Raw genomic sequence first — 10860 nt, 5'->3', positions numbered from 1 at the left:
CTGCGGTTGTCGCCCAAGTCCGTAAAAGCCCTCGACGATTAATAGGTCGGGGTGGGATAGGGCTTGTGTGGGAGCGGGCTTGCTCGCGAATGCGATGGGTCAGCCAATACGTCTTTGACTGACACACCGCATTCGCGAGCAAGCCCGCTCCCACACAAGCCCTATCCCACCCCGACCTATTAATCGTCGAGGGCTTTTACGGACTTGGGCGACAACCGCAGGCTGCGCAAGCTGCGCTTCACGCTCTTGAGGTGGTTCACCAGGCTCGGCCCGCGTGCCATGGCCACGCCCATCGCCAGCACGTCGATCACCACCAGGTGGGCGATGCGCGAGGTCAGCGGGGTGTAGATCTCGGTGTCTTCGTGCACGTCGATCGCCAGGTTGACCGTGGACAGTTCCGCCAACGGCGTCTGGCTCGGGCACAGGGTGATCAGCGTCGCGCCGCTTTCACGCACCAGGTTGGCGGTGATCAGCAGGTCTTTGGAACGGCCGGACTGGGAAATGCAGATGGCCACGTCAGTGGGCTTCAACGTGACTGCCGACATCGCCTGCATGTGCGGGTCGCTGTAGGCCGCGGCCGTGAGCAGCAGGCGGAAGAACTTGTGCTGGGCATCCGCGGCCACTGCACCCGAGGCGCCGAAGCCGTAGAACTCGACGCGCTGGGCCTGGGACATCGCCGTCACAGCCTTTTGCAACTCAACCGGGTCGAGCTTCTCGCGCACTTCCATGAGGGTGTGCAACGTCGTGTCGAAGATTTTCAAGCTGTAGTCGGCGACGGAATCGTCTTCGTGAATCGCAAACTGCCCGAAGCTCGCGCCGGCGGCCAGGCTCTGGGCCAGCTTGAGTTTCAAATCCTGGAACCCGGAGCAACCGATGGCGCGGCAGAAGCGCACGATGGTCGGCTCACTGATGCCCACGCTGTGGGCCAGGTCGGCCATGGAACTGTGCATCACGGCCGCAGGGTCAAGCAGCACGTGATCGGCAACCTTGAGTTCCGATTTGCGTAACAGGTGGCGCGACTGGGCGATATGTTGCAACAGGTTCAAAGGGCAGGACTCTTGTTATTGGCAGGTGCCAGGGGATGTAGCAAGCTTGTAGTTATACTACAAGAATTGTCGTTTTGCCCGTCCGATGCATCACTAAATCGCCCTGATGCCCTCTGATTCAGCGGGCAGGCGCCATGTAGCCATAAAGGCCGCCCAGACGGCATCAGGGAAAATCTGCATTTTTCCGTAACAACTCTGCCAGCCCTTGCGCCTGCATCGGCCGGCTGATCAGGTAGCCCTGCACTTCATCGCAGCGCTCCGCGCGCAGGAAATCCAGCTGCTGCTGATCTTCCACACCCTCGGCCACCACCTTGAGCGCCAGCCCGTGGGCCATGGCGATGATTGCCCGGGTAATCGCCGCGTCTTCGCGGCCCTGGCCCAGGCCGCGAATAAACGTCTGGTCGATTTTCACGTAGTCCACGGGGATGCGCTTGAGGTAATTGAGCGAGGAATAACCGGTGCCGAAATCGTCGATGGCCAGCTTCACGCCCAGGTCGCGCAGTTGCTGGAACGTGGCGATGATGTGTTCGACGCTGTCGAGCAGTTGGCTCTCGGTTAGCTCAAGCTCGAGGTATTGCGGGTCCAGGCCGGTTTCCTCCAGCACCTGGCGCACCAGGCTGACCAGTTTGCCTTGGCGCAATTGATGCACCGAAAGGTTCACCGACACCCGAATCGGCGCCAGCCCCTGGCGCTGCCATTCGCACGCCTGCCAGCAGGCCTGGCGCAGCACGAATTCGCCCAGCGGCACAATCAGGCCGGTCTCTTCGGCCAAGCCAATAAAGTCGCCCGGCGGCACCATGCCCCACTGCGGATGCTCCCAGCGAATCAGCGCCTCGGCGGCGTTGAGCTTGCCGGTGGCCAGGCACAGTTTGGGTTGGTAGAACACCGTGAGCTGGCGCTCGTCGATGGCCTTGCGCAGGTGGTTTTCCAGCTGCAAACGCTCCAGCGTGCTGGCTTGCAGGCTATCGGTGTAGAACTGGAAGTTATTGCCGCCCAAATGCTTGGCGTGTTGCATCGCCATGTTTGACTGGCTGACCAACGCGGAAATTTCTCGCGCGTTGTCCGGCAACAGGCTGACGCCTATCGACGCACTGACCACCAACTCATGCCCCTCCACCGTCACCGGCACGCGCAGCTTGGCGAGCAACCGCGTCGCTACCCGCGCCAGGCTGGAAAGGTTGCCATAGGCATCGAACAACACTGCGAACTCATCGCCGGAAAGCCGCGCAATGGTGTCGGCTTCGGGCAAGGCATTGATCAGCCGGCGGGCCATTTTCTGCAACAACTGGTCAGCCACTTCATGGCCGAGGCTGTCATTGAGCAGCTTGAAACGGTCGAGGTTGATATGCAGCAACGCCAGGCTGCGTCCGCCCTGGCGCACGCGGGCATGGGCTTCGCGCAAGCGTTCGCGGAACAATGAACGGTTGGCCAAGCCGGTCAGTTCGTCATAGTGAGTGAGGTAGCGCATGCGCTCTTCAGACTCACGCCGAGCGGACAAATCAGCGAAGAAGCCGACGATATGGCTGACGTTTCCCCGAACATCACGCACGACATTCAATTGCAGCCATTGCGGGTACAGCTCGCCGTTCTTGCGCGTTTCCACCAACTCGCCCTGCCAGGTGCCATGGCTGAGCAGCGCCTGGCGGATCACCGGGAAATGGCGCCGGGCATCGCGGCTGCTGGGCAACTCCACGACGTTGCGGCCGATCATATCGTCTATTTCAAAACCGGTGACGCGGCTGAACGCCTGGTTCACGGCGATCAACACGTACTCCGGGTCGAGGATCACAATGCCTTCGCTGGCCGCCTCGAACACCGTTGAGGCCAAGCGCAGCTGTTCTTCCAGGGCTTTGCCGGCGCTGATGTCGCGACGGGTGCCGAGCATGCGCGTGACCCGCCCGCTCGGTGCACGCTCCACGGCGCGCCCCCGGTCCTCGATCCAGACCCAGTGCCCGTCGCCATGGCGCACGCGGTATTCCACCTGATAGTCCTCGCTGCGGCCTTTGAGGTGCTCCACCAGCGCGCGCTTGAGCAGCGGCAAGTCGTCGGGGTGCAGGCGCGGCTTGAGGTGGCTGAGCATCGCCGTGACGTACTCGGGCTCCAGGCCGAACAGCTCTTTGAGCTGGGTGTGGTGGACTTCATCGGTTTGCAGGTTCCAGTCCCACAACCCCAGCTCACTGGCCTGCAGGGCCATGGCCAGGCGCGCTTCGCTTTTATTCAAGGCCAGGCTGGCGGCGTCGAGTTCCTGGCTGCGTTGCGCCACCCGGTCTTGCAGGCCGATTTGCGCGTCGCGCAGTTCCTGTTCGATTTGGCGACGCTGTTCAACTTCGCGCACCAGCGCTTGATTCAGTTGCTCGCTGCGTTGCTGCGCCTGCTGCAAATGCTCGATCAGTGCCTGGTTCTGGAAGCGTCGCAGTAGCCCGCGCTGGATCAGGCGGTTGACCTGCCACGCCACCAGGCTCAGGGAGGCCAGCAGGATCAACCCCAGCACGCCCCAGCCTTGCTGCTGCGAGGTGCCATCCCAGAACAGATAGACGATGGCCGGCACCAGGCACGGCAAGGCAAAGGACAGGAACGCGGGCAGGCTCACGGCGTAAGCCACGCTGGCCGACAGCGTCGCGGCGCCGATCAGGCCGAACACCCACGCCTGCTGCATGAAGCTGTCCGCCGGCACCAGGGCGATGGCGGCGGTGGCCAGGGTCAAGCCGCTGACCGCCGAGCCGAGCATGAACATGCGCCCCCAGACCGGCTGGGCCTGTCGGCTGGGCATGGCCGAATCAAAAGCGGCCACCTGGATCACGCGCATCGCCACCAGGGCCAGCAGCCAGACCAGCCAGATGCTGTCCACCACGTATTGCTTGGGGTTCCACAGCAACCACGCACAGACCAGGCCATTAACCAACATCAATAACGTCGGCAACAATGAACCTTGGTACAACAGGCGAGTGCGTTCGACCGCCATCTCGGTTGCGTAGTGTTTACGAATGACCTGCGCGGGCGCCACCGAGGGGCCGAGCAGGTCGGTGCTGAGGGTCATAGGCAGTGTTCTTATAATGGTGAGCCCGAAACGTCGACGGAGCATACACAAGCAAACGCGTGGGCCAAACTGCTCCACGTCATAAAATCTGTACGACTTTTCGCCCTGAACCTTTGGGCCAGACAGCTTGAGCGAGGCGCTGCGCGGGCTGCGGCCGATGACCAACCGGTCATCCCTCCCGGCAGAATCTTCGCCCCGCCGCGATCACCGGTGACGTTTTCCGTCGGCCACCCGGCATTGGTATTTGCCCCACTCCCCCGAGGGCCATAGAATGCGCCGATGCGCGATGATCTCTCCCTTTTGCTGAACTCCCTCAACGATGCCCAACGCCAGGCCGTAGCGGCCCCCGTTGGCCGTCAGTTGGTCCTGGCCGGTGCTGGCTCCGGTAAAACCCGAGTGCTGGTGCACCGTATCGCCTGGTTGATCCAGGTCGAAAACGCGTCCCCGCATTCCATCCTGTCGGTGACCTTCACCAACAAGGCCGCTGCCGAGATGCGTCACCGCATCGAGCAGTTGATGGGCATCAGCCCGGCCGGCATGTGGGTCGGCACCTTCCACGGCCTGGCGCACCGCCTGTTGCGGGCCCACTGGCAGGAAGCGGGCCTGAGCCAGACCTTCCAGATCCTCGACAGCGATGACCAGCAACGCCTGGTCAAGCGCGTGATCCGCGAGCTGGGCCTCGACGAGCAACGTTGGCCGGCGCGCCAGGCGCAATGGTTCATCAACGGCCAGAAAGACGAAGGCCTGCGCCCGCAACACATCCAGGCCAGTGGCGATTTGTTCCTGGCCACCATGCGCAGCATCTATGAAGCGTACGAAGCCGCCTGTGTGCGTGCCGGCGTGATCGACTTCTCCGAACTGCTGCTGCGCGCCCTCGACCTGTGGCGCGACAACCCAGGCTTGCTGGCCCATTACCAGAAACGCTTCCGCCACATCCTGGTGGACGAGTTCCAGGACACCAACGCCGTGCAGTACGCCTGGTTGCGCCTGCTGGCCAAAGGTGGCGACAGCCTGATGGTGGTCGGCGACGACGACCAGTCGATCTACGGCTGGCGTGGCGCGAAAATCGAGAATATCTACCAGTATTCCGACGATTTCCCGGACGCGATCACCATCCGTCTGGAGCAGAACTACCGCTCCACCGCGGGCATCCTCAAGGCCGCCAACGCCTTGATTGCCAACAACACCGGGCGCATGGGCAAAGAGCTGTGGACTGACGGCGGCGAAGGCGAAGCCATCAATTTGTACGCCGCGTTCAACGAGCACGATGAAGCGCGCTACGTGGTGGAAACCATCGAAAGCGCGCTGAAAACCGGTTTGGCGCGCAGCGATATCGCGATTCTTTACCGCTCCAACGCCCAATCGCGGGTGCTGGAAGAAGCCTTGCTGCGCGAACGTATTCCGTACCGCATTTATGGCGGCCAGCGCTTCTTCGAGCGGGCGGAAATCAAGAACGCCATGGCCTATATGCGTTTGCTGGAAGGCCGTGGCAACGATGCGGCGCTGGAGCGAGTGATCAATGTCCCGGCGCGTGGCATCGGCGAAAAGACCGTCGAGGCGATTCGCGACCATGCGCGCCATTCCGACGTGTCGATGTGGGAAGCCATGCGCTTGCTGATCGCCAATAAAGGCCTGACCGGGCGTGCCGCCGGGGCGCTGGGCGTGTTTGTCGAGCTGATCGAGAACCTCGCCGCCAAGTGCATGGAAATGCCCCTGCACTTGATGACCCAGACCGTAATTGAGCAGTCCGGGCTGATTGCCTACCACGAAGCGGAAAAAGGCGAGAAAGGCCAGGCCCGGGTAGAAAACCTTGAGGAATTGGTCAGCGCCGCCCGCGCGTTCGAAAACACCGACGAAGATGAAGAGCTGACCCCGCTCGCCGCCTTCCTTGGCCATGCGTCGCTGGAAGCCGGCGATACCCAAGCCGACGAGCATGAAGACAGCATCCAGCTGATGACCTTGCACAGCGCCAAGGGCCTGGAGTTCCCCTATGTGTTCCTGGTGGGCATGGAAGAAGGCCTGTTCCCGCACAAGATGAGCCTGGAAGAGCCCGGCCGCCTTGAAGAAGAACGCCGCCTGGCATACGTGGGCATCACCCGCGCCATGCAGAACCTGGTCATGACCTACGCCGAGACCCGACGCTTGTACGGCAGCGAGACCTACAACAAGGTGTCGCGCTTCGTACGTGAAGTGCCGAAGGGGCTGATTCAGGAAGTGCGTTTGTCCAACAGCGTGAGCCGACCGTTCGGCGGCGGCCAGCAGCAGAACTCCAGCAGTATGTTTGCCGGCTCCGAGATTCCGGAAACCCCGTTCAGCCTTGGCCAGCAGGTCAAGCATGCGATCTTTGGCGAAGGCGTGATCCTCAACTTCGAAGGCGCCGGTGCCCAGGCGCGCGTCCAAGTGAACTTCGCCGAAGGCAGCAAGTGGTTGATGATGGGTTACGCGAAGCTCGAAGCCGTCTGATTGCCACCGCTGATCGTTCCCACGCTCTGCGTGGGAATGCATCAAGTGACGCTCTGCGTCACACCTTCAAAGCGGGACGCGGAGCGTCCCAGGCGGCATTCCCACGCGGAGCGTGGGAACGATCGGTGGACCAGCCCTTGTATTTCGCCCGCGCGGGCCAATATCTGTAACTAGTCCTACAGACCCTTCGGAATCGGTCTTACGCAAAAGCCCGAAACACTCTGCCGCTAGCCACTGTCACTGCACCTGTGCAACATGGCGCGCGTGCAATCCACAAATGGGAATTCCCTTTATGAAACGTTTTCTTAGCATCGCCATGGCGTTGTGCATCGGCCTGACGATGAGTCTCGACGCCAATGCCAAGCGCTTCGGTGGCGGCAAAAGCATGGGCTCGGCGCCAACTCACCAAACCAGCCAAATGGCGCCTTCCGCCGGTGGCATGGGCGGCGCAGCCGCGACCGCAGGCGCAGCCGGTGCTGCCGGCGCCGCAGCCAAGGCCGGCGGTGCTTCGCGCTGGCTGGGCCCTCTGGCCGGCATCGCCGCCGGTGGCCTGCTCGCTTCCATGTTCATGGGCGGCGGCTTCCAGGGCATGCAGATCTTCGACATCCTGATCATGGCGGTCATCGCCTTCCTGATCTTCCGCTTTATCGCCGCCCGTCGCCGCAAGCAGGCCGAGCACATGGCGCCAGCCGGCGCGCCGATGCAGCGTGAAGTGTTCGAGCAAAAACCTGCCATGGGTTCGATCTTCGGTGGTTCGGCCGCTCCTGCTGCCGCCCGTCCGGTAATCAATGCTCCGGCCTGGTTCAACGAAGAGCGTTTCGTCGAAGCGGCCCGCAGCCACTTCCAGTCCCTGCAGCAACACTGGGACGCCAACGAAATGGACAAGATCGCCGAGTTCGTGACCCCGCAACTGCTGGAGTTCCTCAAGCGCGAACGCGCTGACCTGGGCGACGCTTTCCAGTCGACCTACATCGACGACCTGCGCGTGCAGCTTGAAGGTGTGGATGATCGCGCCGACAAGACCATCGCCACCCTGACCTTCAGCGGCGTGTCGAAGTCCTCGCGTTTCGACCAGGGCGAAGTGTTCAGCGAAAGCTGGAACATGGAACGTCCGCAAGGCGATAACCAGCCTTGGCTGGTCGCCGGTATCCGTCAGAACGGCTGATACCCGCACGCTTGAGCCACTGGTAATAAAAACCCCGGACATGTTCCGGGGTTTTCTATTTCACGGTTGCACTTATAGCGAGCTACTGTATAAAACGCCCCTATAAACCGCGCCATCAGCAAGAGGATCCCGGCCGTGGAAGAAATCATCGAACAATTGCGTGAAGCCAACGAACCGGTTCCGGTTCCTCTGGAACTGCCCGACGAAGACCAACTGGTGGAAATCGAAGAACAACTGTTCATCGACATCCCGTTCGTCTTCCGTGAATTCCTGCTGACCGTCAGCGACGTGGTGTACGGCAGCCTGGAGCCGGTGACCGTCACCGACCCGCAGTCCCACACCTACTTGCCGGACGTGGCCGCCAATGCCTGGGATGCAGGCGTGGATCGCAGCATGATCCCGATCTGCCAGGACGGCGACGACTACTACTGCGTCGAAGAAGACGGCACCGTGGTGCTGTGGTCCGGCGAAGAAGAGCTGGTCACCGAAGAAACCTGGGAATCGGTGTGGCACTGGGCGCGGGACGTCTGGCTGGAAAGCTGAGTCCCCACCCAGGCTTTCAGTGCTCCGGCGTATCTTTGTGGTTATCCAGGGTCTCCAGCAAGGCGACCTGCATCCGCGTATGCACGCGGATGAACCAGCGCCAGAGCACGGCCGCCACCGCCGCCGTGACCACGGCGATCAGCACCAGCAACTTGTTGGTCGGCAGAATACTGGCCGACAAGGCTGCCAATAGCAGGAAGATCACCAGCAGCGAAAGAAGCGGGATTACTTCGGCGATCACCCGTCGCACCCGCTGGGTATGCCGCCCGGCCATTTCCGGCTTCACGCTCATCTCGGCCAGCAGCATCGACAGCGCCTTGAGCTTGCGGTACGCCGCAATCAGGAACGGCAGCGACAGCAACAACGCCCCGCCCCAGATCAGCGCCTTCTGCCAGCTTGGATCACTTATCCAGCCCTGCAGATACCCACCGATACGCGCCGCAAAAAAGCTGCCGGCAAAGAAAATCGCAATCACCAGCGCCAGGTTCACCCCCACTTGCAGGATGATCTTGCGGATCATCGACGCCAGCATCGCGCCCTCGCCCTGCGGCTGAATACTGCGCAGCCATTCGCCATACAGGCCGAATACCCGGCTCATGCGCTTGGGCATCACCGCCGCAATCTTCAACGACAACGGGTCGGCGCCACGAATCAGGTACGGCGTGAGCAAGGTGGTGATCGCCGACACGGCCACCGCCACCGGGTAGAGGAAGTCGCTGGTCACCTGCAAGGTCATGCCCAGTGCGGCGATGATGAAGGAAAACTCGCCAATCTGTGACAGGCCCATCCCCACACGCAGTGAGGTACGGCCGTCGTTACCGGCGATAAACGCGCCCAGCCCGCAGGACAACATCTTGCCCAGCACCACGGCCACCGTGATCACCGCGATTGGCCAGGCATATTGCAGCAAAATCTGCGGGTCAATCATCAAGCCGATGGCGACAAAGAAAATCGCGCTGAACATGTCGCGCACCGGCTCGATCAGGCGCTCGATCTTAATCAACTGGCGGGACTCGGCCATGATCGCGCCAATCAGGAACGCGCCGAGCACCATGCTGTATTCCAGCTTCACCACCAGCAGGCAGAAGCCGAAACACAGGCCCAGCACGGTGATCAGCAGCATCTCGTTACTTTCGAACTTGGCTACGTAGGCCAGCAGGCGCGGCACCAGCAAAATGCCGATCACCAGCGCGACGATCATGAACAGCGAGAGCTTGCCGACCGTGGAGAACACCTCGCCGGAGCTGACCGTGCCGCTGACGGCGATGCTCGACAGCAAGGCGATGATGCCGATGCCGAGTATGTCTTCGACGATCAGCACGCCGAAGATCAACTGGGCAAAGCGCTGGTTTTTCATCTTCAGGTCATTGAGCGCCTTGACGATGATGGTGGTCGAGGAAATCGCCAGGATCGCGCCCAGGAACAGTGAATCCATGGTGTTCCAGTCGAACCAGCGGCCGATTTCGTAGCCGATCCAGATCATCAGGATGATTTCCAGAAAGGCGGCGATAAACGCCGTGGCGCCGACCTTGAACAGCTTGCGCAGGCTGAACTCCAGCCCTAGGCAGAACATCAGGAAGATCACCCCCAGCTCGGCGAGCGTCTTGATCGTGTCTTCGTCGTGGATCAGGCCGAATGGCGGGGTGTGGGGGCCAATGATGAAGCCGGCGACAATGTAGCCCAGCACCACGGGCTGCTTGAGGCGGTGAAACAGGATGGTGACTACCCCTGCCACCAGCATGATCACGGCCAAGTCCTGGATAAAGCTGATGGCGTGCATGGCGAGGGGCTCCTTGAGGGTGCTGGCGCTTTTCCCACTTCCGCCCGCGCCTCTGAAAGATCGCAAAGAGCAGAAGGAAAAGTCGGCCTTGATCGTAAGAAATGCCCTGAGACGGGCTTTTGAAGGTTAACACCGCGACTTCCGGCAGAAAGCCGGTGCAATATATGGAAACAGATCGGTGCAGGCGTGACGGCAAGCCGCCCGCTGGCGTCCCGTTAGGGATAGCGCTGCAAAGATTCCAGCACCCGCAGAGGTGCCTCCCCAACCGATGCCTACAACGTGAGTGTGTTATGGAACCCGGAAACGCCCAGCTGTCGATGACGGTATTGATGACCCCTGACATGGCCAACTTCTCTGGCAATGTGCACGGTGGCACGCTGCTCAAGTACCTCGACGAAGTGGCCTACGCCTGCGCGAGCCGTTATGCCGGCCGCTATGTCGTCACATTGTCGGTAGACCAGGTGATTTTTCGCGAACCAATCCATGTCGGTGAGCTGGTGACCTTCCTCGCGTCGGTCAACTACACCGGCAATACGTCGATGGAAGTGGGCATCAAGGTGGTGACCGAGAACATTCGCGAGCGCTCGGTGCGCCATACCAACAGCTGCTTTTTCACCATGGTCGCCGTCGACGACCAGCGCAAACCGGCCGCCGTACCGCCACTGCAACCGCAGAACAGCGAAGACAAGCGCCGCTTCGTGCAAGCCCAACAGCGCCGGCAGATTCGCCAGGAGTTGGAAAAGCGCTACCAGGAAATCAAGGCCGACGGGCCGTAAATTCCGAGCTGTAAACTCAATAAGAATGTGGGAGCGGGCTTGCTCGCGAA

Annotated in this window: 7 protein-coding genes; 4 read left to right on the top strand and 3 right to left on the bottom strand. The window is 61.5% G+C overall.

Features of this window, described 5'->3' with window-relative positions; translation table 11 throughout:
* Window positions 1-179: 179 nt before the first annotated feature.
* Entirely contained in the window at window positions 180-1046 is an 867-nt protein-coding gene (hexR, locus tag WBB95_RS22165) for a transcriptional regulator HexR (RefSeq protein ID WP_010168370.1), read from the bottom strand.
* A 163-nt stretch (window positions 1047-1209) separates the two neighbouring features.
* Complete coding sequence (locus WBB95_RS22160) at window positions 1210-4083, bottom strand: EAL domain-containing protein (RefSeq protein WP_424489514.1); 2874 nt, start codon at window positions 4081-4083, stop codon at window positions 1210-1212.
* A 279-nt stretch (window positions 4084-4362) separates the two neighbouring features.
* On the opposite strand from WBB95_RS22160, the gene uvrD reads away from it, so the two are divergent.
* The 3 genes from uvrD to WBB95_RS22145 all read left to right on the top strand — a co-directional run bounded on the left by uvrD (window position 4363) and on the right by WBB95_RS22145 (window position 8254).
* The gene (uvrD, locus tag WBB95_RS22155; RefSeq protein ID WP_424489513.1) at window positions 4363-6546 is read left to right on the top strand and encodes a DNA helicase II; all 2184 of its coding nucleotides are present in this window, start codon (window positions 4363-4365) and stop codon (window positions 6544-6546) included.
* Between the two features lie 292 nt (window positions 6547-6838).
* Window positions 6839-7711, top strand: a complete 873-nt coding sequence (locus WBB95_RS22150) for a Tim44 domain-containing protein (protein WP_424489512.1) — start codon at window positions 6839-6841, stop codon at window positions 7709-7711.
* Between the two features lie 135 nt (window positions 7712-7846).
* Window positions 7847-8254: an SMI1/KNR4 family protein gene (locus tag WBB95_RS22145; protein ID WP_017739032.1), complete on the top strand. Its 408-nt coding sequence runs from the start codon at window positions 7847-7849 to the stop codon at window positions 8252-8254.
* Between the two features lie 16 nt (window positions 8255-8270).
* Here the strand turns inward: WBB95_RS22145 and WBB95_RS22140 are convergent, their stop codons facing one another.
* Window positions 8271-10034: a cation:proton antiporter gene (locus WBB95_RS22140; RefSeq protein ID WP_424489511.1), complete on the bottom strand. Its 1764-nt coding sequence runs from the start codon at window positions 10032-10034 to the stop codon at window positions 8271-8273.
* A 290-nt stretch (window positions 10035-10324) separates the two neighbouring features.
* On the opposite strand from WBB95_RS22140, the gene WBB95_RS22135 reads away from it, so the two are divergent.
* Window positions 10325-10810, top strand: coding sequence for an acyl-CoA thioesterase (locus WBB95_RS22135; RefSeq protein WP_003213461.1), 486 nt, complete (start codon window positions 10325-10327; stop codon window positions 10808-10810).
* Window positions 10811-10860 lie beyond the last annotated feature (50 nt).

The sequence above is a fragment of the Pseudomonas sp. genome, assembly GCF_049645325.1.
Taxonomy (GTDB): domain Bacteria; phylum Pseudomonadota; class Gammaproteobacteria; order Pseudomonadales; family Pseudomonadaceae; genus Aquipseudomonas.
This window is presented reverse-complemented; position numbering and strand designations above follow the sequence as displayed.

What these genes read in the sequence shown, in the direction of transcription:
- WBB95_RS22140 (WP_424489511.1), bottom strand. Translation starts at nt 10,034, where the DNA reads ATGCACGCCATCAGCTTTATCCAGGACTTGGCCGTGATCATGCTGGTG.
- WBB95_RS22160 (WP_424489514.1), bottom strand. Translation starts at nt 4,083, where the DNA reads ATGACCCTCAGCACCGACCTGCTCGGCCCCTCGGTGGCGCCCGCGCAG.
- WBB95_RS22135 (WP_003213461.1), top strand. Translation starts at nt 10,325, where the DNA reads ATGGAACCCGGAAACGCCCAGCTGTCGATGACGGTATTGATGACCCCT.
- uvrD (WP_424489513.1), top strand. Translation starts at nt 4,363, where the DNA reads ATGCGCGATGATCTCTCCCTTTTGCTGAACTCCCTCAACGATGCCCAA.
- WBB95_RS22150 (WP_424489512.1), top strand. Translation starts at nt 6,839, where the DNA reads ATGAAACGTTTTCTTAGCATCGCCATGGCGTTGTGCATCGGCCTGACG.